Below are 25,728 nucleotides of genomic sequence, written 5' to 3' on the forward strand. Positions count from 1 at the left end.
CCCCTCCCCCGCAATGCCCGTCTACACTCGAAACATTCCCCGTGCCATAACGAGACCGTTATGCCCAGACTGCCGACCGTGATACTGCTGTCGCTGCTCACCTGGACCGCAACGGCTGGCGCGTTGACTCTCACCGATGAAGAGCGTGGCTGGCTGGCGGACCATCAGGAGCTGCGACTGGGAGTGGACACCTCTTGGCCACCCTTCGAATACCGTGACGAAAATGGTCGTTATCAGGGCCTTGCCGCCGACTATGTACGCCTGATCCAGGACCGCTTGGGCGTCAGGATCAAACTGGTCGAGCCCGCCAACTGGACTGCCGTGCTCGAACAGGCCAAAAACAACCAGCTCGACCTGCTGCCCGGCATCATGTCCACCCCGGAGCGCCAGGGTTTCCTGGCCTTCACACGGCCTTATCTGGACTTTCCCATTGTCATCCTCGCCCACGAAGGCGGCGCCAAACCGCGCAACCTCAAGGACCTTTACGGGCTGAAGATCGCCGTGGTGGAAAACTACGCACCTCACGAACTGCTGCGCACCCACCATCCCGACCTCAATCTGGTGGCCATGCCCAACGTCAGCTCAACGCTGCAAGCCCTGGCCACTGATGAAGTGGATGCGGTCGTCGGTGACCTCGCCTCCAGCGTCTGGAGCCTGCGCCAACTCAAACTCGATGGGTTATACGTCAGCGGTGAAACGCCCTACCGCTATCAACTGGCAATGGGCGTTCCGCGCGATGAGAAAATGCTGGTGGGTATCCTCGACAAGGTGCTCGCCGACCTCAGCTCGGACGAAACCGACGCCATCCAGCAACACTGGGTAGGCAGCTTCACCGATCACCGCACATTCTGGGCCGACCTGCTGATGTACGGCCTGCCAGCGGTGCTGCTGTTGAGTACCGTGCTGGCCATCGTGATTCGGATCAATCGTCGGCTCAGTTCGGAAATATCCCGGCGCGTTGCCCTTGAGCAAGAACTGCGCAGCAGCGAATACCACTACCGCGGCCTGGTGGAGAGCCTGTCCGCCATTGCCTGGGAAGCCAGCATCACAGACTTCACCTACAGCTACGTGTCGCCGCATGCCGAGGACCTGCTCGGCTACCCCCGCGCGCATTGGCTGATTCCAGGGTTCTGGCGCAACATTATCCACCCCGCCGACCTGACCCGCGCCGAGGCCTACTGCTACCGAGAAACCCGTGCCAACCGCGACCACAGCCTCGATTACCGAGTCATCACCGCCGACGGGCGCTGCCTGTGGGTACGCGACATTGTCAGCCTTATCGAGCACGGCCACGAGCCGGTGCTGCGCGGCTTGATGATCGATATCAGCGAAGCCAAGCGCACCGAAGAAGCCCTGCAGCTTTCCGAGCAGAAATTTGCCTCGGTGTTCCAGCAATGTCCGGACATCCTGGTGATTGCGCGGATGTCCGATGGCTGCCTGCTGGAGGTCAACAAGGCGTTCGAAGACCAGATCGGCCTGAGCGCCGAGGACGTGGTGGGCAAGACCGCCACAGAATTGAATATCTGGGGCATTCCGGGCGTCGGGCCCGACCTGTTGCAACGCGTGCAGACCACCAGCATCCGCAACCTCGAGATGTCGTTCCGACGCAGCAATGGCCAGGCGTTTACCGGGCTGATCTCGGCGGAACCGTTCCAACTCGACACCACCGAGGCCTTGGTGGTGGTGGTGCGCGACATCACCCAACTCAAGGAAACCCAGCAACAACTGCAAACCTCGGAAGAGAAATTCGCCAAGGCCTTCCACGCCTCACCCGATGGCCTGCTGCTGAGCCGTCAACGTGATGGGCTGCTGATTGAAGTGAATGAGGGCTTCAGCCGACTTACCGGTTTCACCAGTGTGACCTCGCTCGACCAGTCAACCCTGGACCTGGGCATCTGGGTCGACCTGAACGAGCGCAAGCACATGCTGGAACTGATGCGTCGCGATGGGTTTGTGCGCGATTTCGTCTGCCATATACGCCGCAACGACGGGCAGATTCGCCTCTGCGAAGTGTCCAGTCGGCCGCTGCCCATCGGCGATGAAGATTGCATGCTGACCATTGCGCGAGACATCACCGAACGCCAGTTCATGCAGGAAAAACTGCAACAGGCCGCCACGGTATTCGAGAGCACTGCCGAGGGTGTGTTGATCACCGACACCCGACAGAACATCAGTGCCGTCAACCGCGCGTTCAGCGAAATCACCGGGTACAGCGAAGCCGAAGCCCTCGGCAGCACGCCGCGCCTGCTCGCCTCCGGCCTGCACGACAGCGCCTTCTACGCGGCCATGTGGCACCAGTTGACCGCCCAAGGGCACTGGCAGGGCGAGATTTCCAACCGCCGCAAGAACGGCGAGCTGTACCCTAGTTGGCTGACCATCAGTGCCGTGCGCAACCGTGAGCAATTGATCACCCACTTTGTCGCCGTGTTTGCCGACATCTCCAGCCTCAAGCACGCCCAGGCGCGCCTCGACTACCAGGCACACCATGACCCACTGACCGGATTGCCCAATCGCACCCTGTTCGAAAGCCGGTTGCAGGCCGCACTGAATGGCCAGCAGGAAAGCGGCAACCAAGGCGCCGTGCTGTTTCTCGACCTGGACCGTTTCAAACACATCAATGACAGCCTCGGCCACCCCGTCGGCGACCTGCTGCTCAAGGACATCGCCGTGCGCCTCAAGGAGCAACTGCGCGATGTCGACACCGTGGCACGCCTGGGCGGCGATGAGTTCATCATCCTGCTGCCCGGCCTGCAACACGCCAGCGACGCCGAGCACCTGGCCAATAAGCTGCTGGCCTGCTTCACGCCGCCGTTCCAGGCCGGCGAGCACGAATTCTTTATCAGCGCGAGTATCGGCACCAGCCTGTACCCGAAGGACGGCACTGACGTCGCCACCCTGGTGAAAAACGCCGACGCGGCGATGTACCGCTCCAAGGCCAAGGGCCGCAACCGCGTCGAAAGCTATACCCGTGACCTCACCGCCCAAGCCAACGAGCGCGTGGCCCTGGAACACGAACTGCGCCGCGCCATCGAGCGTGAAGAGTTATTTTTGTATTACCAACCCAAGCTGAGCCTGATCACCCAGGAATTGATCGGTGCCGAAGCCCTGATCCGCTGGCGCCATCCAACCTTTGGCGACGTGCCGCCTGAGCATTTCATCGCCCTCGCCGAAGAAAACGGCATGATCCTACAGATCGGCGATTGGGTACTGGAACAGGCCTGCCAACAGCTGCACGCCTGGCAAACGGTTTATGAGGGCTTCGGCCCACTGTCGGTTAACCTTGCCGGCGCACAACTGCGCCACCCCAACCTGCTCGCGCGCATCGAACAGCTGCTGCGCGACTACCGCCTGGAGCCCGGCTGCCTGCAATTGGAGATCACCGAAAACTTCATCATGAGCCAGGCCGAGGAAGCCCTGGAAGTGCTGCACCAACTCAAACGCCTGGGCGTGCAGCTGGCGATTGACGATTTCGGCACTGGCTATTCATCCCTCAGCTACCTCAAGCGCCTGCCGCTGGATTTCCTCAAGATCGACCAGTCCTTCGTGCGCGGCTTGCCCGACGATCCACACGACGCCGCCATCGTGCGCGCCATCATCGCCCTGGGCCACAGCATGCAATTCACCATCATCGCCGAAGGCGTGGAAAACCCCGCGCAACAAGCCTTCCTTGCCGCCGAGGGCTGTGAACAGATGCAAGGCTACATCGTCAGCCTGCCCCTGCCGCCCGAGCTTTTTGCCGAGGCTTTTCTTCATCTGAGCGTTTCAGACTTTTCGGATGGCACAGCAGGGAAACCATCGTTATAATCCGCGACCTGTTACAAGGGCCTATAGCTCAGTTGGTCAGAGCAGAGGACTCATAATCCTTTGGTCCACGGTTCAAGTCCGTGTGGGCCCACCAAACAAAAAAGCCGCGCAATGCGCGGCTTTCGCGTGTCTGGCGTCTGGAAAAGGCGACGCTGGCTCTCACGCAATTGTCTGCAATGAAAGATTTGTTAATTGTCCTCAACTGCTGCGGCACAGACCATGGCCGGCCACTCAACAAGCACGAGGAACCCGGCTCCATGCCACACGCCAACCGTTCACCCCGCGCCTTAGTCCAGTCTATTTTTACCCTCAGCCTGCGCACCGCAGGCGCTCTTGCCATCACCCTCGCAACCCTGGGCAACGCACAGGCAGCATCGCCCGCTCCGGCCACCATCAAGGCGTACAAACTCTGCACCGGCGCAGATAACGCCTCGCACGTGCTGGAGGGCACCATCGACCAGAGCATGCGCAACGACGTCACTGCCATTCATTTCAAGACAACCCCGGCGCACGCTTCTTACGATTGGCATAACGATCCCGAGCCGCAGTACGTCATGACGCTGTCCGGCACCCTGGCCTTCGCCACCCGAGGCGGCGAGACGTTCACTCTGCACCCTGGTGAAGTGCTGGTTGCCGAAGACAACACTGGCACCGGCCATCGTTGGAACCTGATCGACGACCAGCCATGGCGCCGTGGCTACGCAGTGCTCAAGCCTGGCGCGCCGGACTCGTTTATCCCGAATGATCCCGCCGCCGCAAAAGTCTGCAAGGCGCCTTGATCTCGCAGATCACAGCGCTCCAGACGGGCACAAGCCTGTAACATGGCGACCCATTGCCGCCCGCACTGGAGCCCTGCCCTTGCCCGTCCTCGATGAAATCGATCGCCAACTGATCGCCGCCTTGCAGATCAACGCCCGTGAAAGCGTGGCCATGCTCGCCCGACAGTTGGGCATCGCGCGCACCACGGTGACGTCGCGCCTGGCACGCCTGGAGAAAACCCAGGTGATTACCGGTTATGGCGTGCGCCTCGGGCAGCGTGTGGTCGATGGTGGCTTGCAGGCGTATGTCGGGATCACCGTGCAAGCGCGCTCGGGCAAGGAAGTGTTGCGTCGGTTGAGTGCAATGGCGCAGGTGCAGCAGCTGTGTGCGGTGAGTGGCGAATTTGATTACGTGGCCTGGCTACGCACCGATTCACCGGAGCAACTGGATCAATTGCTGGACCAGATCGGCAGTGTCGATGGCGTGGAAAAAACCACCACGTCGATCATTCTCAGTAACAAATTGGACCGTGGTCAGCCAGTCTGACCACCTTCTTCGTCACTCTGACTGAAAACAATCCAATACGACGACACTTTGCGTCTTATTAACGAACGCTACGCTCCCTAAACTGGCTGCCATCTTTTCCTATACTCAACGGGCCACATCCCGCCGAGTCGCCAGTAAGGTCAGCCATGAGCATTCCGTCCAGCACCATCAGCAAGACCCATCGCCACCCCGCCGACGGTAAAAAACCCATCACCATCTTCGGCCCGGACTTTCCGTTTGCCTTTGATGACTGGATTGAGCATCCGGCCGGCCTGGGCAGTATTCCGGCCGCCAACCATGGCGCTGAGGTGGCGATTGTCGGTGCGGGGATCGCGGGTCTTGTGGCCGCTTACGAGCTGATGAAGCTGGGCCTCAAGCCGGTGGTGTACGAAGCCTCGAAGATGGGCGGCCGCTTGCGTTCCCAGGCGTTTGAAGGGGCGGAGGGCATCATCGCCGAGTTGGGCGGCATGCGTTTTCCGGTGTCGTCGACTGCGTTCTACCACTATGTGGACAAGCTGGGCCTGGAGACCAAACCTTTCCCCAACCCGCTGACGCCGGCCTCCGGTAGCACGGTGATCGATCTGGAAGGCCAGACTCATTACGCACAAAAACTCTCGGACTTGCCGGTGCTGTTCCAGGAAGTTGCCGACGCCTGGGCCGATGCATTGGAAGCCGGTTCGCAGTTCGGTGACATCCAGCAAGCCATCCGCGACCGCGACGTGCCGCGCCTCAAAGCGCTGTGGAACAAGCTCGTGCCGCTGTGGGACGACCGCACCTTCTATGACTTCGTCGCCACATCCAAGGCCTTTGCCAAACTCTCGTTCGCGCACCGCGAAGTGTTTGGCCAGGTAGGTTTCGGCACGGGTGGCTGGGACTCGGATTTCCCCAACTCGATGCTCGAAATCTTCCGCGTAGTGATGACCAACTGCGACGACCATCAGCACCTGGTGGTCGGCGGCGTGGCGCAAGTGCCCATGGGCATCTGGCGCCATGTGCCCGAGCGTTGTGCGCACTGGCCGGCCGGCACCAGCCTCAGCTCGTTGCATCGCGGCGCGCCGCGGGCCGGTGTGAGCCGCATAGCCCACGCCGCCGATGGCCGCTTCGCCGTGACCGACAACTACGGCGACACCCGTGAATACGCCGCCGTGCTGACCACCTGCCAAAGCTGGCTGTTGACCACCCAGATCGAATGCGACGAAACCCTGTTCTCGCAGAAAATGTGGATGGCCCTGGACCGCACACGCTACATGCAATCGTCGAAAACCTTCGTGATGGTCGACCGCCCGTTCTGGAAAGACAAAGACCCGGAAACCGGTCGCGACCTGATGAGCATGACGCTCACCGATCGCCTGACCCGTGGCACCTACCTGTTCGACAACGGAGACGACAAGCCCGGCGTGATTTGCCTGTCGTATTCGTGGATGAGCGACGCGCTGAAAATGCTCCCGCAGCCCATCGATAAGCGCGTGAAGCTGGCCCTGGATGCGTTGAAAAAGATTTACCCGAAAGTCGACATCAAGGCGCGCATCATCGGCGACCCGATCACCGTGTCTTGGGAAGCCGACCCGCATTTCCTCGGGGCTTTCAAGGGCGCGTTGCCCGGCCACTATCGTTACAACCAGCGGATGTATGCGCACTTCATGCAGAAGGACATGCCCGCCGAACAACGTGGCATTTTCATCGCCGGTGACGACGTGTCCTGGACGCCTGCCTGGGTCGAAGGCGCGGTGCAAACCTCGCTGAACGCGGTGTGGGGCATCATGACCCACTTCGGCGGCAGCACGCATCCGGAGAACCCGGGCCCAGGTGATGTCTTTGACGAAATCGGCCCGATCGCCCTGGCCGATTAAGGAGTTGAGCATGCGCGTTGCCCTGTACCAATGCCCGCCGCTGCCACTGGATGTGGCCGGTAACCTCAAGCGCCTGCACCAACTGGCGCATGAGGCCTCGGATGCCGATGTGCTGGTGCTGCCGGAGATGTTTCTCAGCGGCTACAACATTGGCGCCGAAGCGGTCGGCGCCCTTGCCGAACCTCAGGATGGGCCATCCGCGCAAGCGATTGCCACACTGGCCAAAAGCGCCGGGCTGGCGATTCTGTACGGCTACCCGGAGCGGGCCGAGGACGGGCAGATCTACAACGCCGTGCAGTTGATCGACGCCCACGGCCAGCGCCTGTGCAACTACCGCAAGACCCACTTATTTGGCGACCTGGACCACTCGATGTTCAGTGCCGGGGAAGATGATTTCCCGGTGGTGGAATTGAACGGCTGGAAGCTTGGCTTCTTGATCTGCTACGACCTGGAATTTCCGGAAAATACCCGTCGCCTGGCGCTGGCCGGTGCCGAGCTGATCCTGGTGCCGACTGCCAATATGGTGCCGTTCGACTTTATCGCCGACGTCACCGTGCGGGCGCGGGCCTTTGAAAACCAGTGTTATGTGGCCTACGCCAACTACTGCGGGCAGGAAGGCGAGATTCAGTATTGCGGGCAAAGCAGCATCGCCGCGCCGAACGGCCAGCGCATCGCCCAGGCCGGGCTGGATGAGACGTTGATCGTCGGTGCGCTGGACCGCCAGTCCATCCTCGACGCCCGCGCCGCCAACCACTACCTGCAAGACCGCCGCCCGGAGCTGTACGGCGCACTGCACAAGCCCTGACCCAGCCGGTTCGTCAGCGGTTTGATAACATGGCCACCTCCTACGTTTCGGAAGTGCCCATGCCTGCGCCGGCCCACCCTCATCACCTTCACCTGACCCTGGCCAATGGCCTGCGGGTTTCCCTGCGCCATGCGCCACGTCTGAAGCGTTGCGCTGCGGTGCTGCGCGTGGCTGCCGGCAGCCATGACGTGCCCTTGGCCTGGCCGGGTCTGGCGCACTTTCTTGAGCATTTGTTGTTTCTCGGCACGCAGCTTTTTCCTGCACATGAAGGGCTGATGGCCTACGTGCAGCGCCATGGCGGGCAGGTCAACGCGAGTACCCAGGAGCGTACGACGGACTTTTTCTTTGAATTGCCGCTGGCGACCTTTGCCGACGGGCTGGAGCGCCTTGCGGATATGTTGGCCCACCCGCGCCTGGCAATTGAAGACCAGTTGCGTGAGCGCGAAGTGTTGCACGCAGAGTTTGTTGCATGGTCCCAGGATGCCCAGGCGCAGCAACAGGTTGCGCTGCTGGAGGGCTTGGCCGCCAATCACCCACTCCGCGGTTTTCACGCCGGCAACCGGGACAGCCTGCCGGTGGAGCGTGAGGCTTTTCAGCAAGCACTGCGCGCATTTCACACGCACTTCTATCAGAGCGGGCAGATGACGTTGAGCCTGGCCGGCCCGCAGCCGCTGGACGAGCTGCAAGCCTTGGCGCAGCGATTCAGCGAGGCATTGGCCTGCGGGCCTTTGCACCCACAGGCCGAGCCGCCTGCGCTGTTGCCCGATCAAGCCGTGAGTTACCAATACACCGCCGATAATCATCGGCACCACGTCATTGCCTGTGACGTGCCCCGCGAAGCGTTGGATTTTCTCTGCACCTGGCTGAACGCCTCAGCGCCCGGCGGGTTACTGGCCGAGCTGCGGACGCGAAACCTGGCCCACGCACTGCGCGCGTCCGTGCTGTATCACTTCGCCGGGCAAGCGCTGCTGGATATCGACTTTTCCCTCATCGCTCAAGACGGGTCGGCTACTCAGATCGAAACGCTATTGCACGACTGGCTGAGCTTTTTCGCACAGAGCGACTGGAAGCCGTTGCGAGAAGAGTTCGCCTTGCTGAACGCTCGCCAGCAGCAAATCCAGGGCGCCCTGGCCCTGGCTCGGAACGACAGCGAGGCTCTATCGGAACAGGGCGTGGCGGCCCTGAAGAACCTGCTCGAGTCACTGCACCTGCCGCCCTCCGAGCACGCTTGGCAGTTGCCGCCCAATAACCCCTTTCTGCGCCCAGCGGTCAAGCAAGAGCGCGCCGGCCTGATTCGCGGCCAGACCAGCGCCCACCGTGGCTTGCGCACGTTCGCCCAGGATCGCTCGCGGGGACGACGGGAAGTGGCGGCGCTGACTTTCAGCCAGGCCTTGGCGGATAGCACCGATGAAGGCGCGCTGTACCTGCAATGGCGCTTTGATTCGTTGGTACCCGCAGGCCTGGAAAATGCGTTGCAGCCGTTGCGTGAGCAGGCCCTTCAGGCGGGCGTCGAATTGGCCTTCGAAACCCTCGCCAATGACTGGCGGGTGAAAATAGTCGGCCTTCACCAACCAATCGCGGCTGTGGTCGAGGCGCTGGCGCTTAACCTGAGCCAGTTCGGTGGGCCGCTGTCGTCACCCGCACAAACACCGATGATTGCCATTCGGGAATTGCTCAAGGCGTTGCCTGCCTGCTGTGCCGGCATCGCTTCCGGGGCCGGCGAGACGCCAGCATCATGGACCACCGCACGCTGGCAGGGCCTGGGAACAGGTTTGCCCGCCGCCAGTGAAGCGGCGATCAAAACCGCAGCCACGCGATTGCCAGGCCAGCCGGCAAGCTTCGAACACACGCCGAAAACCCTCGACGGCCAGCGACTCTGGCACGAAGTGAACACCGACGCCCGCGAAGCCGCGTTGCTGCTGTTTTGCCCAACGCCAAGCCAATCCCTGGCCGATGAAGCGGCATGGCGACTGCTCGGGCATCTGCTTGAGGGGCCGTTTTACCAAAAACTGCGGGTCGAACTGCAAGTCGGCTACGCCGTGTTCAGCGGCATCCGACAGATCAACGGGCAAACCGGCCTGCTGTTTGGCGTGCAATCCCCAAGCGTTTCCTTGGCCGGGATCTTCGAGCACGTGAAGACCTTCCTGGCGCAGCTTCCGGCGTTGATCGACAACAGCGCCGAACTGGGCAACCAAACCCTGGCAGAGCAATTCACGGCCCAGGCATTACCGATCGCCCAAGCCGCCGAGCTGCTCTGGCAGGCGCAGTTGGCTGGCCATTCGTCGGGTTATCTGGCGCCGCTTCAGCAGTTGATCCAAACCTGCACGCGCGAGGATCTGCAACGTGCCGCAGGGCAGCTCAATGACGCTGCAGGCGGTTGGCGCTGCGTGGCTAACGGCCCGCCCATCGACGGTTCCTGGCAAACGGCAGGCTGATCATTGCTGGCCCTGCAAAAGGCTTTTGCCACCAAGACAGCGCTAACTTGAAAAGAATTGCGTAACATTCATACGCACACCTCTGAACATCTCCGATTGGAGGTGGACTATATGTATGAGTAGTGAACGTCCCATCCCTTCGTAGGAGTATGAATATGACCTGGTCCAAGCCTGCTTACACTGATCTGCGTATCGGTTTCGAAGTCACCATGTACTTCGCCAGCCGTTGATTGGCTGAGTAATACAACGCCTCGGTTCGCCCGGGGCGTTTTTGTTTTGAGCTTTGCGTGATGGAGCAATCATGTTTGTCCAGATTCTAGGTTCCGCCGCCGGCGGTGGCTTCCCGCAGTGGAACTGCAACTGCGTGAACTGCGCAGGTTTTCGTGACGGCAGCCTGCGGGCCCAGGCGCGCACTCAGTCGTCCATCGCGATCTCCGACGATGGCGTGAATTGGGTACTGTGCAACGCTTCGCCGGATATCCGCGCGCAACTGCAAGGCTTCGCCCCGATGCAACCCGGCCGCGCGCTGCGCGATACCGGTATCAGCGCGATCATCCTGATGGACAGCCAGATCGACCACACCACCGGCCTGTTGAGCCTGCGCGAAGGCTGCCCGCACCAGGTGTGGTGCACCGACATGGTCCATGAAGATTTGAGTAGCGGTTTCCCGCTGTTCACCATGCTCACGCACTGGAACGGCGGCCTGGCCTGGAACCGCATCGAGCTGGACGCCAGCTTCACCATCCCGGCCTGCCCCAACCTGCGTTTCACGCCGCTGCCATTGCGCAGCGCCGCGCCGCCCTACTCGCCGCACCGCTTCGACCCGCACCCAGGCGACAACATCGGCCTGATCGTCGAAGACCTGCGCACCGGCGGCAAACTGTTTTACGCCCCTGGGCTGGGCAAGGTCGACGCTCCGTTGCTGGAGATCATGGCCGGCAGCGATTGCTTGCTGGTGGATGGCACGATGTGGGACGACGATGAAATGCAGCGCCGTGGCGTCGGCACCCGCACCGGTCGCGAAATGGGCCACCTGGCTCAGAACGGCCCCGGCGGCATGCTCGAAGTGCTGGAGCAGTTACCCGAGCAGCGCAAGGTGCTGATCCACATCAACAACACCAACCCGATCCTAGATGAAGACTCCCCCGAACGCGCCGAGCTGGCACGGCGTAACGTCGAAGTGGCTTACGACGGCATGAGCATTGAATTGTAGGAGCAGACCACATGACTGACACACCGCTGACGCCCGCCGAGTTCGAGCATGCCTTGCGTGCCAAGGGCGCCTTTTACCATATCCATCACCCGTACCACGTGGCGATGTATGAAGGCCGCGCCACCCGCGAGCAGATCCAGGGATGGGTCGCCAACCGCTTCTACTATCAGGTGAATATCCCGCTGAAAGACGCCGCGATCCTGGCCAATTGCCCGGACCGTGAAATCCGTCGCGAATGGATCCAGCGCCTGCTCGACCACGACGGTGCCCCCGGTGAAGACGGCGGCATTGAAGCCTGGTTGCGTCTGGGCCAGGCCGTTGGTCTGGACCCGGACCAGCTGCGGTCCCAGGAACTGGTGCTGCCCGGCGTGCGTTTTGCCGTGGATGCCTACGTCAACTTTGCCCGCCGTGCCAGTTGGCAAGAAGCCGCCAGCAGCTCGTTGACCGAGCTGTTCGCGCCGCAGATCCACCAGTCGCGCCTCGACAGCTGGCCGCAGCACTATCCGTGGATCGACCCAACCGGTTATGAGTATTTCCGCACTCGCCTGGGCCAGGCCCGTCGCGATGTGGAGCACGGTTTGGCGATCACGTTGCAGCACTACACCACTCGCGAAGGTCAGGAGCGCATGCTGGAGATTCTCCAGTTCAAACTCGACATTTTGTGGAGCATGCTGGATGCCATGAGCATGGCCTACGAACTGAACCGCCCGCCGTATCACAGCGTGACTGATCAGCGTGTATGGCATAAAGGGATCACCCTATGAGCTTTGATCGCAGCAGAATACCGACCTGGCGCCAGGGCTATCGCTACCAGTACGAGCCCGCGCAAAAAGGCCACGTATTGCTCTACCCCGAAGGCATGATCAAGCTCAACGACAGCGCCGCATTGATCGGTGGTCTGATCGATGGCGAACGCGACGTGGCTGCCATCATCGCTGAGCTGGATAAACAATTCCCCGGCGTACCTGAACTCGGTCAAGACATCGAGGATTTCATGGAGGTCGCCCGTGCTGAGCACTGGATCGAACTTGCCTGAAAAGCCACCTGTTGGCCTGCCGCTGTGGCTGCTCGCCGAGCTGACTTACCGTTGCCCGTTGCAATGCCCGTACTGCTCAAATCCGCTGGATTTCGCCGAGCAGGGCAAGGAGCTGAGCACTGAGCAATGGATCAAAGTGTTTCGCGAAGCCCGGGAGATGGGCGCGGCACAACTGGGGTTCTCCGGCGGTGAACCGCTGGTACGCCAGGACCTCGCCGAGCTGATTGCCGAAGCGCGCAAGCTGGGCTTCTACACCAACCTGATCACCTCCGGCATCGGCCTCACCGAGCAGAAAATCAGCGACTTCAAGAAAGCCGGCCTGGACCATATCCAGATCAGCTTCCAAGCCAGCGATGAGCAAGTGAACAACCTGTTGGCCGGGTCGAAAAAAGCCTTCGCGCAAAAGCTGGAAATGGCCCGAGCGGTGAAGGCGCATGGCTATCCGATGGTGCTGAACTTCGTCACGCATCGGCACAATATCGACAAGATCGACCGCATCATCGAGCTGTGCATCGCACTGGAAGCAGACTTCGTCGAGCTTGCTACCTGCCAGTTCTACGGTTGGGCGCAGCTCAATCGTGTGGGGTTGTTGCCGACCAAAGAACAGCTGGTGCGCGCCGAACGCATCACCAACGAGTACCGGGCCAAGCTCGAAGCCGAAGGTCACCCGTGCAAGCTGATCTTCGTTACACCGGACTACTACGAAGAACGCCCAAAAGCCTGCATGAACGGCTGGGGCAGTATCTTTCTTACCGTAACGCCGGACGGCACTGCCCTGCCCTGCCATGGTGCCCGACAAATGCCGGTGCAATTTCCCAACGTGCGCGACCACAGCATGCAGCACATCTGGTACGACTCGTTTGGCTTCAACCGCTTTCGCGGCTACGACTGGATGCCCGAGCCGTGCCGTTCATGCGATGAAAAGGAAAAGGACTTCGGCGGCTGCCGCTGCCAGGCGTTCATGCTCACCGGCGACGCGAGCAACGCCGACCCGGTGTGCAGCAAGTCCGAGCAGCACGGCATCATCCTGCAAGCGCGGGAAGAAGCCGAGCACGCCACCCAAACCATCGAGCAATTGGCCTTTCGCAACGAGCGCAACTCGCGGCTCATTGCAAAAGGCTGACAGTTTTAGCGTTTGGCGATGATGTACACGGCGTGGATGATGCCCGGGAAGTAACCGCACAGGGTCAGCAGGATGTTCAGCCAGAACGCGCCGGCGAAACCCACTTGCAGGAACACACCCAGTGGCGGCAGCAGAATGGCGATGATGATGCGAATGATGTCCATGGGTCAGCTCCAGAAAGTCGGCTCGTGTGAGCCGTGTAGCTAATCGACCTTGAGCATTCGTGAGGGTTCAGTGGGATCTGGCACTGGGCCACCTTGAAGTGCGCAGACAAAAAAACGCCCCCAGCCAAAAGAATCAGGCTGAGGGCGCCGCGTAGGCCGCGAGACGGTTCTGGAATGTGGGTTAAACGGCGATGCCCTTGCGGCATTGCAACTGCGCGGTGCGCACTCGGGAGAAGGCGCGAGCCAGGCGCAGAAGCATTTCGTCGATATTGCTTTTGCTGACCGTCAAGGCTGGGGTGAAGCGCAGGCAGTTGGGTTGCGGGGCGTTAAGGATCAATCCTTCGTGCAATGCTGCTTTTACGACGGCATCTGCAGAATCATTCGACAACGTCAGGCCCCACATCAGGCCATGGCCGCGCAATCGGCCGTGGTCGTAGCGATAAGCCAGGCGGGCAAGGCCTTCGCCAAGGTAAAGGCCGGACTCGCGCACCTGCTCCAGAAATCCCTCCTCCACCACCGTCTTCAGTACCGCCTCCCCGGCCGCTGCCATCAACGCGTTGCCATGGTGGGTGCCATCCAACTCGCCCACCTCGAAGCAACAGGCCTTGCCGCGCGCCAGCAGGGCCGCCAACGGCACGCCGCCGCCCAGGCCTTTGCCAAGGGTGATGATGTCGGCGCGCACGCCGTACTGTTGTTCGACGAGCAAGGTGCCGCAACGGCCGATCCCGGTGTGCACTTCATCGAGAATCAGCAGGATTCCCAGCTCGCGGCACAGGCGTTCAACACCTTTGAGGTAGTGCTCGGTGGCGGGGATCACACCGGCTGCGCCCTGAATCGGTTCCAGCATGATGGCCACGGTCTGCGCATCCACCGCCGCGTGCAACGCAGGCAGGTCGTTGAAAGGCACATGGCTGAAACCCGGCAATTGCGGTTCAAAACGGTTGCCACCCGCCCCCGTCGAAGCCGCCATCGCCGCGAAACTGCGGCCATGGCAACCGGTGCTGGCGCTGATGATGTGGTACGCGCCGCCGCGGTGCTGTTGGCCCCATTTGCGCGCCAGCTTGATCGCAGCTTCGCAGGCTTCAGCGCCGCTATTAAGCAGGTATCCCTGATCACTGCCCGTGTGATGGCACAACCGGTCGACGAGGTTCAGTTGGTGGCGATTGTGCAAGCCATTGCCGGGGTTGATCAGCGCCTGAGTCTGATCGGCGAGGGCCTTGACCAGCACCTGCGGGCTGTGGCCCAGGCTGTTGGCGGCGCTGCCCTGACTGAAATCAAGGTACGCACGGTCGTCGCTGTCCCAGAGCCAGGAGCCCTGGCCGCGCACGAAGACCTGCGCAGGCCTTGCAACGGTGGGCATCAGGGCATCGCTGGGCAGATCCTCGTGCGGCGCGTCGAGGATCAGATCGTCCAGACTTGGTGCAGGGCGGCGAAACAGATTCACACCTCACCCCCAATGGCAACCTGACCTTGGTCGTAATCCTCTACAAAGACTGCCTTGAGGTTTTTTGTCTTGCCTATGTAAACGCCATCAACATAAACGCTATTCATTGCCAGATCCGGCCCTGTAAGCCTTGCGAATAGGCGCTAGACTAGGCGTCTCGAGGCCCACCGGCCATTTCGATTTTCCAGCTTTTTCGATAAGTAAGCCTTATGGATTTCAAGCAACTGCGTTATTTCGTCGCGGTGTATGAGGAAGGCCATGTGGGCCGCGCTGCGGAGCGTCTGTCGATCTCACAACCAGCCCTGTCGCAACAGATTCGCCAACTGGAGCAGAACCTGGATGTGAGCCTGTTCGAGCGCAGCAGCAAGCGCCTGCTGCCGACGCTGGCCGCGCATACCTTGTACAACCACGCATTGCCGCTGATCGACGGTATGCAACAAGCCGTCGAAGCCTTGCGCAACTTCAAGGGCCAGGCCATGCGCACTCTGGCCATCGGCGTGCTACAAACGGTGCACACCAGCCTGGTCCCGCAAATGCTTGAGCGCGTGCGCAAGGCCCAGCCGCATCTGGTGGTGCAGATCTACGAATTGACCGGCCTGGAGATTGAACGGCGCTTGCTCAACGGCTCGCTGGACATCGGCATCAGCTACCTGCCGCCGCGCCAGCCAGGGCTGCACGGCGTGCTGTTGTATGAAGACGAATTGAAGGTGGTAATCCCCGAAGACCATCCCCTGCGCGAATTCAAGAAGGTTTCGCTGAAACAGGCGGCCGAATTACCGATGCTGCTATTGGGAGAGGAGTTTCAGGTGCGGCAGATCTGGCAGGGCCAGCTCGCCAACCTCGGGCGCCGCCCACAGGTGCAGGCCGAACTGAATACCATGGTCGGGATTCTCGACAGCCTGCCCCATACCAAACTGGCCACGGTACTGCCCGGGCGGTCGCAGGATGAGCACAACAGCAAGGCGCTGCTGTGGAAACCCTTGAGCGAGCCCAGGGTGGCGCTGAAAGTGGGCTTGGTGTGCCGCGACGTACAGCGCCAGCAAGCAACGGTTGCGTTATTGCGCACGCTGCTGGAAGACGTGATGAATGCCCCGCAGGAGCCTGCCTGACTTTTTCGCGGGCAAAAGAAAACCCCGCCGAAGCGGGGTTTTGCAGACTGTTTCCCTGACATCCATTTCACTCCGCCGTCCTGGCAGAATCCTACGTGTCCGTGTTGTTGCTTTGCGCTTCCTGCGCGACGTCCATGTGAAGTAGATTATCCGTGGATCCAATTTGGCGATAGAGGACGAATAGCAGCACGTCATGTAAGAGAATGCTTACACGCCCTTCAAGCCCTTAGAACAGTGCCTCATCCAGCAAAAACAGTGATTCGCTACCGGCTTTTACCGACGCACTCAGCGAATGGATACGCGGCAGCAGGCGCGCAAAGTAGAAACGCGCCGTGCCCAGCTTGCTCGCGTAGAAGTCTTCCTCCGACTCTTTGCCCCACGCAGCCTTCGCCATGCGGGCCCACATATAGGCGTACGCCATGTAGCCAAAGGCGTGCAGGTATTCCACCGACGCTGCACCGATTTCATTCGGGTTAGTCTTGGCGCGGTCCAGCACCCAGGCAGTCAACTCATCCAGGTTGTCCACCGCCGCGCTCAGCGGACGGGTGAACTCACCCAGTTGGGCGCCCGCGGTGGCAATGAACTGACGGATCTCGTCAGCGAACAAGGTATAGAACGCGCCGTTGCTGCCGACAATCTTGCGGCCCATCAAGTCCAGCGCCTGAATGCCGTTGGTGCCTTCGTAGATCTGAGTGATGCGCACATCACGCACCAGTTGCTCCTGGCCCCACTCGCGAATGTAGCCGTGGCCGCCAAACACTTGCTGACCGAGCACGGTGGTTTCCAGGCCCAGGTCGCTGAGGAACGCCTTGGCGACGGGCGTCAACAGTGCCACCAGATTGTCCGCACGCTCACGGGCGGCGGCGTCCTCGCTGAACTTGGCGATGTCCAATTGCGTTGCCACGTACGTGGAGAACGCGCGACCGCCTTCATTCGCAGCCTTCATGGTCAGCAGCATACGGCGCACGTCCGGATGCACGATGATCGGGTCGGCCACTTTGTCTTTAGCCTGGGCGCCGGTCGGTGCGCGGCTTTGCAGGCGATCACGCGCATATTCGATCGCGTTCTGATAAGAGCGCTCGCCGGATGCCAGCCCCTGGATACCCACCCCCAGACGCTCGTAATTCATCATGGTGAACATCGCCGCCAACCCACGGTTCGGCTCGCCCACCAGGTAACCCACGGCTTCGTCGAAGTTCATCACGCAGGTCGCAGACGCCTGGATGCCCATCTTGTGTTCGATCGAGCCACAGCTCACCGGGTTACGCGCGCCCAGGCTGCCGTCGGCATTGACCATGAACTTGGGGACCAGGAACAGCGAGATGCCTTTGGGACCGGCCGGCGCATCCGGCAGCTTGGCAAGCACCAGATGGATAATGTTTTCGGTGAGGTCGTGTTCGCCACCGGTGATGAAGATCTTGGTGCCGCTGATGGTGTAGGAACCGTCCGCCTGCGGCTCAGCCTTGGTGCGGATAATTCCCAGGTCGGTGCCCGCGTGTGCTTCAGTCAGGCACATGGAGCCGGCCCACTCGCCGGAATACATCTTCGGCAAGTAGGTGGCCTTGAGTGCTTCACTGGCGTGAGTGTTGATCGACACGCAGGCGCCAGAGGTCAGCATCGGGTACAGGCCGAACGCCAGGCTCGACGAGTTGATCATTTCCTCGACCTGGGCCGACACCGCCTTGGGCATGCCCATGCCGCCAAAGACAGGGTCGCCGCCTACACCCACCCAGCCACCTTCGGCGTAGGTTTTGTAGGCCTGGGGGAAACCATCCGGCGTACTGACCACGGTATCGGCCCAACGGCAGCCTTGCTCGTCGCCATTGCGGCTCAGCGGTGCGATGGATTTGGCAGTGACCTTGCCGGCTTCCTCAAGGATCGCCTCGACGGTTTCGGCATCCACGGTGTCTGCCAATGCCGGCAATTGGGCCCAAGTCGTGGCGACCTCAAAGACTTCGTTGAGGACGAAGCGCATATCACGCAGCGGCGCTTTGTAATCAGCCATGGCAAACCTCGTGAGAACGTGAAAAGTAAGTCGGTAGGATCGGTTTTACAGGCTCCGAGTGTACCCGAACAACTTTTCAGACACATAGGGTCCGTTCGTGACTATTAAGTATTTATAAGTCACGCAAAGATCTAATGCAGGAGCTGGCTTGCCTGCGATGGCATCACCGCCGTTTCACTGACCCACCGAGGTGACTGCATCGCAGGCACGCCAGCTCCCACACAAGCCCGCACACAGTTACCTGCAGAACAATCAGCCGCCTACAGTGCAAACAACTGAGCAGGCAGGCTCATCAGGCACTCGCTGCCCGCCTCCACCGCAGCCCGGTGCGTGGCCGTGCGCGGCAGCAAACGCTTGAAGTAGAAGTCGCAGGTCGCCAACTTAGCCTGGGCAAACTCGGTGTCGTCCTGTGCTTGAGCCGCTATCGCCATACGCAACCACAGGTAGGCCAGGATCACGTAACCGCTGTACATCAAGTAATCCACAGCCGCCGCGCCCACTTCGTCGGGGTTTTTCATGGCGGCCATGCCGACCTTCATTGTCAGCTCGCCCCATTGCTGGTTCAGTTGATCGAGTTGCGCCACATGGGCCTTGAGCTGCGGGTGCTCGGCATTTGCCGCGCAGAATTTATGCACGATTTTGGTAAAACCACGCAGCAGCTTGCCCTGGCTACCTAACACCTTGCGCCCCAGTAGGTCGAGCGCCTGGATGCCATTGGTGCCTTCATAGATCGGCGCGATCCGCGCATCCCGTGCCAGCTGTTCCATGCCCCATTCGCGAATATAGCCGTGACCGCCGAATACCTGCATGCCGTGGTTGGTCACCTCCAGGCCCGTGTCGGTCATAAAGGCTTTGCAGATCGGCGTGAGAAACGCCAACAGGTCTTCAGCCTCCTGGCGCTGGCCCGCGTCGTTGCTCAGGTGCGCGGTGTCGAGCAATTGCGCGGTGAAATACGCCAGCGCGCGGTTGCCTTCGTTGAAAGCTTTCATGGTCAGCAACATGCGGCGAACATCAGCGTGCACGATGATGGGGTCGGCGGCCTTTTCCGGGGCTTTGGCGCCGGTCAGCGAGCGCATTTGCAGGCGATCATTGGCGTATTTGACCGCGCCCTGGAAGCTCGCCTCGCCATTGCACAGGCCCTGCATGCCAGTCCCCAGCCGTGCGTGGTTCATCATGGTGAACATGCAGTTGAGGCCTTTATTCGCCTCACCAATCAGAAACCCCTTGGCACCGTCGAAGTTGAGCACGCACGTGGCCGAGGCCTTGATGCCCATCTTGTGCTCGATGGAGCCGCAGTGCACCGCGTTGCGCTCACCCGAGTCGGCATGGAACTTGGGCACGATAAACAGCGAGATACCTTTGGTGCCCGCCGGCGCATCCGGCAGTTTGGCCAGCACCAAGTGGATGATGTTCGCACTCAGGTCATGCTCGCCGGCCGAGATGAAGATCTTGCTGCCGGTGACCGCATAACTGCCGTCGGCCTGGGGCACGGCGCGGGTCTTGATCAGCCCCAGATCGGTGCCGCAGTGGGCTTCGGTCAGGCACATGGTGCCGGTCCATTCGCCGGCGGTGAGTTTGGTCAGGTAGGTGGCTTTCTGCTCCTCGGTGCCATGGGCGTGGATCGCCGACATTGCGCCATGGGTCAGCCCCGGGTACATGCCCCAGGACGTGTTGCTGGAGCCGATCATTTCGCTCAACACCAGCCCCAGCGAGTGCGGCAAGCCTTGCCCACCGTAGGCGGGGTCCGCTGCCACGCCGTGCCAGCCGCCTTCCACGTACTGGGCGAAAGCTTGCTTGAAGCCCTTGGGTGTGGTGACCACGCCATTATCGAAATGGCAGCCTTCCTCATCGCCGCTGCGATTAAGCGGCGCAAGCACGTTTTCGCAGAATTTGGCGCCTTCTTCGAGGATCGCACTGACCATATCCGGGCTGGCGTCTGTGGCGCCGAGGGCCGTGTAGTGGCCGTGGAAATCAAACACGTTGTCGATCAGAAAGCGCATGTCGCGCAGGGGAGCTTTGTAGTCAGGCATGGCGATGTCTCCGGCAGCAGATGGTTTAAACCTACTGCCGGCCACGGTCTCGGACAATCACTGTAGAACCGCTGAATACGTCGCCATCACTCAACCGGCAGCACTCGCCATGCGCACCGCGCCACGCCGGGTTTGCCCGGCCGCGACCACGCAGTTACGCCCGGCGCCCTTGGCGGCATAAAGCGCCTCGTCGGCGGATTTGAGCACTTCTTCCGGAGTGCGCTGTTCGGCCTGGCGCTCGGCCACACCGATGCTGACGGTTACCGAAACACTCGACGCGCCGCTGCCCGCGCGGCGTTGGCGGCCCTGCTGGTCGTCATGAGGGCGGTCGGGGTTGCGCAGCTTGATGTCGTAGTGGGCGATGATCTCGCGAATTTCTTCGAGGTGCGGCATGCACTCATCCAGCGTCTTGCCGGCGAAGACCACCGCAAACTCTTCACCGCCGTAGCGGTAGGCACGCCCGCCGCCATTGACCTTGGAGAGCTTGCTGGCGACCAGGCGCAATACCTGGTCGCCGACGTCATGACCGTGGGTGTCGTTGAAACGCTTGAAGTGATCGACGTCACTCATCGCCAGCACATAGTTGCGGCCCAGGCGCTGCATGCGTTCGTTGAGCGCGCGGCGGCCCGGCAAGCCGGTCAGTTCGTCACGGAAGGCCATTTGATACGCCTCATGCGCCACGCCCGCGGCGATCATCAGCATCACCTGGCTGCACATGATGTTCAGGGTAAAGGGCAGGATAAAGGTCTGCGGCAACATCCAGAACAGCCCGAGCAAGCCAACCAGTTGCGCGGCATGCAACGGGCGCGGCTGATACCAGTACTGCGCCGCCAGGGTGACAAATCCAATCAGGAACATGGGGTACGACAGCTGGATCAGGCTCATCCAGCTGCCGTGCAAGGCCGGCCAGCGAATCTCCGCCAGCCAGCTCAACAGGGCTTGCGGGAAGCTTTGCTCAAGCGCCAGGGCCACGCTGCCGACCGCGATGAGCACGGCGCAACGGGCCACGAAATCGCGAAACAGGTGGGTTTTCTCCTGCCACAGCGCGTAGATACTGAACAATAACGGCAGCAACAGGCAGCACAGATGAAACACCACCGCCGCGTCTTCCCGGACTCGGCCATTGTCGCGGTAGTAATCGGTCTGGGTGTCCAACAGGAAATAAACGACGTACACCGTGATCATCAGAAACAGTTCACGCTGGCGCCGATACACCGCGCAATACGAGCCGCCCAGCAGCAGCACCAAGGTCGGCAGCACGTTGAAGAGCGAGGTGAAGAACACATTGAGGTCCTTCACGTACGCAGCCGACAGCCCCGCCAGCAGTAACAGCAGTGAAGGTAGGAAATGACTGAAACGTACAGCGGACGCGCGTGACAAGGGTAAAGCTCCGACCCACTCAAAAAGATGGCACAGTGCCTTCACTGCGCACAGTTAAGCACATTCAATGTGAGGTGTATCACATTGCCATCACTTTAACGGCCGCTCGGCCTAATCCCTGAGTGTTGCGCTGCGGTTTTTTTTACATGCCATTGCGCAATAAAAGAGGCGGATGCAATGCGCAGGCCACCTTGTACTGTCAGTTATGACAGTAGTCGTCGAGGGAATTGGCATGTTTACTTGCGCGTACCACTCAATACCGCCCAGCGAGTATTCGGGACAGGGAGTGTCCCTTAAACACGATGGGAGTGACCCTCATGGAAACCTTGGTATCCGAACTCGTGAGCACCAGCTCTCAGTTCCTGATTCGTAACGCAATACCCGCGCTGCCGCCCCTGATCGTGGTGGATGCTCTGCCCGGGACGGGCGGCATGGTGCCTCTGACGACGGCTGAACGTGACCTGCGCATTCGGATTCCAGCGTTGCCGCAGCCCGGGCCTGCCGGGGCCCAGCCCACTATCCGGGTGTACGCCGAACTGCCCCCGCCGCATGAACACCAAGTCATCGCCTACCTCCGGTTGCCGTCTTACCCCACAGCAGACATTGAGATGCCAGTGCCGCGCCGCTTCGTGAGCAGTGAGGGCGATTATCTGCTGACCTACATCCTGGAAGCCGGCGACAACGTGCTGTGTGCCACTGCCAGCACGCCGCTGCGGGTGCATAAAACGCCACCTTTTGGTTACCTGACCATCACACCGCCAGCCCCGCTGCTGCCATTGAACCTGGCGACTGCGATGATTACCGAAGAGTATCTGGCCAGCAATGACCCGGTTGTCTTCCGGATTCCCGAGCACGCAGAGATCAACACCCAGGTCGCGCTGAGGGTCATTCCCTACTACGGCATTACCGACCGGCACATGCAGTTTCCGTTTGCACTTCCGGGCCCTGTTACCTTGCCCGACTATCCGGCCCCGCGCGTGCTCTCCATACCGGCCTCCGTGATTCGCGAACGCGGCAACGGCCTCATGCAACTGACCTATCGCTTCCTGGACCGACTGGGCAACCGCTCTCGTGATTCGTTGATTCTGGAACTCAGGGTCGCGCTGCAACTGACCCCTTCAAACATTGCCGCTCCGCGCGTGACACAGGCGATTGCGCCCGACAACACGGTGACTCAGGCCGATATCGACCTGAGCGGGCAAGGCGGGATGGAGGTTTGGCTGGACAGTGTCACCAATTTGCAGATCAACGACGCTGTGGCCGTTGTCGTGGGCACGAATACCGTCTTGGCGCCACCTGTGGTTTACGTGGGCCAACCACTGCCGCTGCGCCTTGTGATCACGACGGCGCAATTACTGGCCATCCTTCCGGGCGCCGCCAGCAACAACACGCCCACCCAGATAAAATTCCGGATCACCCGGGGGACCACCTTCGTGGAGGGACCTACCAGGAATATCATCCTGAACTTCTCGCCGTTGATGACGCTGGCGCAGCCGCAGGTGCTGAACCTTATCGGCGGCAATCTCACCTGCGCCTCGCCACAGCCTACGAGCCTGACCTTTCTAAACCGGTCTATCGGTGTATTTATCCCGCCCTCTGCGCTGTTGCGTGCCAACACGGCGGGAACATTGACGTGCGTAATGAGCCGTCAGGATGACGGTTCAATCCCCATTGCGCCCCCACTGACGTTCCCGATTGTGTGGGCTGCCTCGGCTTCCACCACCGGGCAAACCGTGTACCTGCAGTATTCGGCCACCATGCGGGTGATCGGCAGGGGCATCATGTACCTCAGCTACACGACGCAGAATGCCGCCGGGCAATTGCTTCAGTCGCCACCGACGGACATTCCAGTCAGGGGCGTTTTGCCGGGCAACACCTATTGCGACGGCGCGCCTTTTATCCCGACACCTTAAGCGCTGCGTTGCTGGCCCCCACAAAAAAGCCGCCGCTCCCGAAAGAGCGGCGGCTTTTTCATGAACCCGCCGAGGCTTAGTAGCCCAGGTCGAAGTTCTCTTCTTTCATGTCCATCAGGTTGTTGGCGCCCGACAGCATGGTTGCAACGTGAGTGCGGGTACGCGGCAGAATGCGCTGGAAGTAGAAGCGCGCGGTCTGCAGCTTGGCGGTGTAAAACGCCTCTTCGGTGGTGCCGGCCGCCAGTTTCTCGGCCGCCAGGCGTGCCATATCGGCCCAGAAGTAAGCCAGGCACGCGTAGCCGGAGTACATCAGGTAATCCACCGAAGCAGCACCGACTTCTTCACGGTCTTTCATCGCGGCCATGCCGACCTTCATGGTCAACTCGCCCCATTCCTTGTTCAGTGCAGCCAGCGGTGCGACGAACTCTTTGACCGCTTCGTTGCCTTCGTTGGCCTGGCAGAACTTGTGCACGATCTTGGTGAAGCCCTTGAGCGCCTCGCCTTGAGTCATCAACACTTTACGGCCGAGCAGGTCCAGCGCCTGGATACCGGTGGTGCCTTCGTACAGCATCGAAATGCGGCTGTCGCGAACGTTCTGCTCCATGCCCCACTCGGCAATGAAGCCGTGGCCGCCGTAGATTTGCACACCGTGGTTGGCGGATTCAAAACCGACTTCGGTCATGAACGCCTTGGCGATCGGGGTCATGAAGGCCAGCAGGGCATCGGCCTGCTTCTTCGCTTCGTCGTCGGTACCGTATTTGACGATGTCCACTTGCTTGGCGGTGAAGTACACCATCGCACGGTTGCCTTCGGCGAAGGCTTTCATGGTCAGCAGCATGCGGCGCACGTCGGGGTGCACGATGATCGGGTCAGCGGCTTTGTCCGGTGCTTTCGGGCCGGTCAGCGAACGCATTTGCAGGCGATCGCGAGCGTATTTCAGGCCGCCCTGGAAACCGATTTCGGCGTGGGACAAGCCCTGCAGGGCAGTGCCCAGGCGCGCGGTGTTCATAAAGGTGAACATGCAGTTCAGGCCTTTGTTCGCCGGGCCGATCAGGAAACCGGTGGCCGCGTCGAAGTTCATCACGCAGGTGGCGTTGCCGTGGATGCCCATCTTGTGTTCCAGGGAACCACAGGACACCGCGTTGCGCTCGCCAATCGAACCGTCTGCGTTTGGCAGGAATTTGGGCACGATAAACAGCGAAATGCCTTTGGTGCCAGCCGGTGCGTCCGGGAGGCGGGCCAGCACGATGTGGACGATGTTGTCGGCCATGTCGTGTTCACCGGCCGAGATGAAGATCTTGGTGCCGGAAACTTTGTAGGAACCGTCGGCCTGAGGCTCGGCCTTGGTGCGCAACATGCCCAGGTCGGTGCCGCAATGGGGTTCGGTCAGGCACATGGTGCCGGTCCACTCGCCCGAGACCAGTTTGGTCAGGTAGGCATTTTGCTGCTCAGGGGTGCCGTGCTCGGAGATGGTGTTCATCGCACCGTGCGACAGGCCCGGGTACATGCCCCACGACCAGTTGGCAGCACCAACCATTTCGCTGACTGCAAGGCCCAGGGATTCCGGCAGGCCTTGGCCGCCGTGCTCCACGTCGTGGGCCAGGCTTGGCCAGCCGCCTTCAACGAACTGTTTGTAGGCTTCTTTGAAACCCGTCGGGGTCTTAACGCCTGACTCGCTCCAGGTACAGCCTTCGATGTCGCCCACGCGGTTCAACGGTGCCAGCACTTGCTCACAGAACTTGGCGCCTTCTTCGAGGATGGCGTCAACCATGTCCGGGGTAGCGTCCTGGCAAGCCGGCAGGCTCTGATAGTGCGCTTCATAACCGAGCAGTTCGTCACGAACGAAGCGAATATCACGCAAGGGGGCCTTGTAGTCAGGCATAGCGATAAACCTCTGCTGATGTATCTGGGATGAACAACCGCGTGGATGCGTCGTGGCGGTCAAACAGGTGTTTGAAACATACGTTTACGACCTGGGGTTGTCAAGCATCGTCCAGACGCCATTTGTCATGACGCGGATCAACGGCGCGCACGGCAAGGCCTGCGGCGGGTTGCCACAGCAAAAAGGAGTTTAGAAGTTAGAGAGGGCGAAGCGAGACAAATGTGGGAGCT

Annotated in this window: 19 protein-coding genes and 1 tRNA gene; 14 read left to right on the plus strand and 6 right to left on the minus strand. The window is 60.9% G+C overall.

What is annotated here, in order from left to right:
- The first annotated feature begins 60 nt into the window (after positions 1 to 60).
- The 12 genes from C4J83_RS27570 to pqqE all read left to right on the plus strand — a co-directional run bounded on the left by C4J83_RS27570 (position 61) and on the right by pqqE (position 13,571).
- Positions 61 to 3,804 (plus strand): EAL domain-containing protein, encoded by a 3,744-nt coding sequence (locus C4J83_RS27570; RefSeq protein WP_124418592.1) that lies wholly within the window; start codon positions 61 to 63, stop codon positions 3,802 to 3,804.
- Positions 3,805 to 3,821: 17 nt separating this feature from the next.
- Positions 3,822 to 3,898: transfer RNA gene (locus C4J83_RS27575), tRNA-Ile, on the plus strand.
- 163 nt (positions 3,899 to 4,061) lie between these two features.
- The gene (locus C4J83_RS27580) at positions 4,062 to 4,583 is read left to right on the plus strand and encodes a cupin domain-containing protein (RefSeq protein WP_106576068.1); all 522 of its coding nucleotides are present in this window, start codon (positions 4,062 to 4,064) and stop codon (positions 4,581 to 4,583) included.
- A gap of 79 nt (positions 4,584 to 4,662) precedes the next feature.
- The gene (locus tag C4J83_RS27585) at positions 4,663 to 5,109 is read left to right on the plus strand and encodes an Lrp/AsnC family transcriptional regulator (protein ID WP_106575534.1); all 447 of its coding nucleotides are present in this window, start codon (positions 4,663 to 4,665) and stop codon (positions 5,107 to 5,109) included.
- A gap of 167 nt (positions 5,110 to 5,276) precedes the next feature.
- Complete coding sequence (locus tag C4J83_RS27590; RefSeq protein ID WP_119737718.1) at positions 5,277 to 6,959, plus strand: flavin monoamine oxidase family protein; 1,683 nt, start codon at positions 5,277 to 5,279, stop codon at positions 6,957 to 6,959.
- A 10-nt stretch (positions 6,960 to 6,969) separates the two neighbouring features.
- Positions 6,970 to 7,764 carry a carbon-nitrogen hydrolase family protein gene (locus C4J83_RS27595; protein ID WP_119737658.1) on the plus strand — a complete coding sequence of 265 codons (795 nt, stop codon included), beginning with the start codon at positions 6,970 to 6,972 and terminating at the stop codon, positions 7,762 to 7,764.
- Positions 7,765 to 7,823: 59 nt separating this feature from the next.
- Positions 7,824 to 10,199, plus strand: coding sequence for a pyrroloquinoline quinone biosynthesis protein PqqF (gene pqqF, locus C4J83_RS27600; RefSeq protein ID WP_124418920.1), 2,376 nt, complete (start codon positions 7,824 to 7,826; stop codon positions 10,197 to 10,199).
- 155 nt (positions 10,200 to 10,354) lie between these two features.
- Positions 10,355 to 10,429 carry a pyrroloquinoline quinone precursor peptide PqqA gene (pqqA, locus tag C4J83_RS27605; RefSeq protein WP_003194766.1) on the plus strand — a complete coding sequence of 25 codons (75 nt, stop codon included), beginning with the start codon at positions 10,355 to 10,357 and terminating at the stop codon, positions 10,427 to 10,429.
- A gap of 71 nt (positions 10,430 to 10,500) precedes the next feature.
- The gene (gene pqqB / locus C4J83_RS27610) at positions 10,501 to 11,412 is read left to right on the plus strand and encodes a pyrroloquinoline quinone biosynthesis protein PqqB (RefSeq protein WP_119737654.1); all 912 of its coding nucleotides are present in this window, start codon (positions 10,501 to 10,503) and stop codon (positions 11,410 to 11,412) included.
- 11 nt (positions 11,413 to 11,423) lie between these two features.
- On the plus strand, positions 11,424 to 12,176 hold the full coding sequence (gene pqqC, locus C4J83_RS27615; protein WP_106575538.1) for a pyrroloquinoline-quinone synthase PqqC: 753 nt from the start codon (positions 11,424 to 11,426) through the stop codon (positions 12,174 to 12,176).
- A complete protein-coding gene (gene pqqD / locus C4J83_RS27620) occupies positions 12,173 to 12,448 on the plus strand; it encodes a pyrroloquinoline quinone biosynthesis peptide chaperone PqqD (protein WP_124418593.1) in 276 nt (91 codons plus the stop codon). Before pqqC ends, pqqD begins: the two co-directional genes overlap by 4 nt.
- Positions 12,420 to 13,571: a pyrroloquinoline quinone biosynthesis protein PqqE gene (gene pqqE / locus C4J83_RS27625; protein WP_106575539.1), complete on the plus strand. Its 1,152-nt coding sequence runs from the start codon at positions 12,420 to 12,422 to the stop codon at positions 13,569 to 13,571. Before pqqD ends, pqqE begins: the two co-directional genes overlap by 29 nt.
- A 5-nt stretch (positions 13,572 to 13,576) precedes the next feature.
- On the opposite strand, the gene C4J83_RS27630 is transcribed toward pqqE, so the two are convergent.
- Both C4J83_RS27630 and C4J83_RS27635 read right to left on the minus strand, forming a co-directional pair.
- Positions 13,577 to 13,735, minus strand: a complete 159-nt coding sequence (locus C4J83_RS27630; RefSeq protein WP_010207008.1) for a YqaE/Pmp3 family membrane protein — start codon at positions 13,733 to 13,735, stop codon at positions 13,577 to 13,579.
- A gap of 181 nt (positions 13,736 to 13,916) precedes the next feature.
- Complete coding sequence (locus C4J83_RS27635; RefSeq protein WP_124418594.1) at positions 13,917 to 15,179, minus strand: aspartate aminotransferase family protein; 1,263 nt, start codon at positions 15,177 to 15,179, stop codon at positions 13,917 to 13,919.
- Between the two features lie 209 nt (positions 15,180 to 15,388).
- On the opposite strand from C4J83_RS27635, the gene C4J83_RS27640 reads away from it, so the two are divergent.
- The gene (locus C4J83_RS27640; protein ID WP_124418595.1) at positions 15,389 to 16,288 is read left to right on the plus strand and encodes a LysR family transcriptional regulator; all 900 of its coding nucleotides are present in this window, start codon (positions 15,389 to 15,391) and stop codon (positions 16,286 to 16,288) included.
- Between the two features lie 226 nt (positions 16,289 to 16,514).
- Here the strand turns inward: C4J83_RS27640 and C4J83_RS27645 are convergent, their stop codons facing one another.
- The 3 genes from C4J83_RS27645 to C4J83_RS27655 form a co-directional block, all read right to left on the minus strand.
- Complete coding sequence (locus C4J83_RS27645) at positions 16,515 to 18,293, minus strand: acyl-CoA dehydrogenase C-terminal domain-containing protein (RefSeq protein ID WP_124418596.1); 1,779 nt, start codon at positions 18,291 to 18,293, stop codon at positions 16,515 to 16,517.
- Positions 18,294 to 18,553: 260 nt separating this feature from the next.
- The gene (locus tag C4J83_RS27650; RefSeq protein ID WP_124418597.1) at positions 18,554 to 20,323 is read right to left on the minus strand and encodes an acyl-CoA dehydrogenase C-terminal domain-containing protein; all 1,770 of its coding nucleotides are present in this window, start codon (positions 20,321 to 20,323) and stop codon (positions 18,554 to 18,556) included.
- Between the two features lie 90 nt (positions 20,324 to 20,413).
- Entirely contained in the window at positions 20,414 to 21,703 is a 1,290-nt protein-coding gene (locus C4J83_RS27655; RefSeq protein WP_119737640.1) for a GGDEF domain-containing protein, read from the minus strand.
- A gap of 317 nt (positions 21,704 to 22,020) precedes the next feature.
- Here C4J83_RS27655 and C4J83_RS27660 point away from each other — a divergent pair, with 317 nt between their 5' ends.
- Positions 22,021 to 23,616: a hypothetical protein gene (locus C4J83_RS27660; RefSeq protein ID WP_124418598.1), complete on the plus strand. Its 1,596-nt coding sequence runs from the start codon at positions 22,021 to 22,023 to the stop codon at positions 23,614 to 23,616.
- A gap of 76 nt (positions 23,617 to 23,692) precedes the next feature.
- Here C4J83_RS27660 and C4J83_RS27665 read toward each other — a convergent pair whose 3' ends face one another.
- Positions 23,693 to 25,498, minus strand: a complete 1,806-nt coding sequence (locus tag C4J83_RS27665; protein WP_106575546.1) for a phenylacyl-CoA dehydrogenase — start codon at positions 25,496 to 25,498, stop codon at positions 23,693 to 23,695.
- Between the last annotated feature and the right edge of the window lie 230 nt (positions 25,499 to 25,728).

It is taken from the genome of Pseudomonas sp. LBUM920 (assembly GCF_003852315.1).
Lineage (GTDB): Bacteria > Pseudomonadota > Gammaproteobacteria > Pseudomonadales > Pseudomonadaceae > Aquipseudomonas.

What these genes read in the sequence shown, in the direction of transcription:
- pqqC (WP_106575538.1), top strand. Translation starts at nt 11,424, where the DNA reads ATGACTGACACACCGCTGACGCCCGCCGAGTTCGAGCATGCCTTGCGT.
- C4J83_RS27570 (WP_124418592.1), top strand. Translation starts at nt 61, where the DNA reads ATGCCCAGACTGCCGACCGTGATACTGCTGTCGCTGCTCACCTGGACC.
- C4J83_RS27645 (WP_124418596.1), bottom strand. Translation starts at nt 18,293, where the DNA reads ATGGCTGATTACAAAGCGCCGCTGCGTGATATGCGCTTCGTCCTCAAC.
- pqqB (WP_119737654.1), top strand. Translation starts at nt 10,501, where the DNA reads ATGTTTGTCCAGATTCTAGGTTCCGCCGCCGGCGGTGGCTTCCCGCAG.
- C4J83_RS27630 (WP_010207008.1), bottom strand. Translation starts at nt 13,735, where the DNA reads ATGGACATCATTCGCATCATCATCGCCATTCTGCTGCCGCCACTGGGT.
- C4J83_RS27665 (WP_106575546.1), bottom strand. Translation starts at nt 25,498, where the DNA reads ATGCCTGACTACAAGGCCCCCTTGCGTGATATTCGCTTCGTTCGTGAC.
- pqqD (WP_124418593.1), top strand. Translation starts at nt 12,173, where the DNA reads ATGAGCTTTGATCGCAGCAGAATACCGACCTGGCGCCAGGGCTATCGC.
- C4J83_RS27580 (WP_106576068.1), top strand. Translation starts at nt 4,062, where the DNA reads ATGCCACACGCCAACCGTTCACCCCGCGCCTTAGTCCAGTCTATTTTT.
- C4J83_RS27595 (WP_119737658.1), top strand. Translation starts at nt 6,970, where the DNA reads ATGCGCGTTGCCCTGTACCAATGCCCGCCGCTGCCACTGGATGTGGCC.
- C4J83_RS27640 (WP_124418595.1), top strand. Translation starts at nt 15,389, where the DNA reads ATGGATTTCAAGCAACTGCGTTATTTCGTCGCGGTGTATGAGGAAGGC.
- C4J83_RS27650 (WP_124418597.1), bottom strand. Translation starts at nt 20,323, where the DNA reads ATGCCTGACTACAAAGCTCCCCTGCGCGACATGCGCTTTCTGATCGAC.
- pqqF (WP_124418920.1), top strand. Translation starts at nt 7,824, where the DNA reads ATGCCTGCGCCGGCCCACCCTCATCACCTTCACCTGACCCTGGCCAAT.
- C4J83_RS27660 (WP_124418598.1), top strand. Translation starts at nt 22,021, where the DNA reads ATGGAAACCTTGGTATCCGAACTCGTGAGCACCAGCTCTCAGTTCCTG.